A 542-nucleotide genomic window follows, 5' to 3' on the forward strand; every position below is an offset into this window, starting at 1 on the left:
GCCAGCGCGCTGCGCCGCGCCGGCTACGACGTCGTCGAACTCGACGGCAGCTACGCCGCCTGGGAAGCCCGGCAGCCGCTGGGGTCCCTCTCCAGCAACTGATCCAGGCACCATCTGAAGTGATTGATTGACATGCGTTGGCGGCGGTCCGGGACACCTGGCCGCCGCCAACGTCTGTCCCAAAATAAGTGGAGTAAACAGATGACGCCCGGTAACGCCCCTTCACCGCAGGACCTCGGGGCCCGGGGGGAAAACCGAAGCACGCGGGAGGCCATCTCGCTGGGCCTGCGGCAGAACCTGGCCCAGTTCATGCTCCTCGTAGCCGTCAACGCGCTCGTCGGCGGCACCCTGGGCCAGGAACGCACGGTCCTCCCACTGCTGGCCGGGCAGGTCTTCCATCTCGACCTCTACACGTCCGCGCTGACCTACATCCTGGCCTTCGGCCTCGCCAAGGCCGCCACCAATTACTTCGCCGGCACCCTCTCCGACCGCTACGGCCGCAAACCCGTCCTGATCGCCGGCTGGGTCATCGCCCTTCCCGT

Annotated in this window: 1 pseudogene; it reads left to right on the forward strand. The window is 67.3% G+C overall.

Annotated elements, in window-relative coordinates:
• Positions 1 to 309 precede the first annotated feature (309 nt).
• Positions 310 to 542, forward strand: a pseudogene (locus QCD75_RS21875) (MFS transporter); the annotation flags it as partial.

The organism is Arthrobacter sp. PsM3 (assembly GCF_030433895.1).
Lineage (GTDB): Bacteria > Actinomycetota > Actinomycetes > Actinomycetales > Micrococcaceae > Arthrobacter.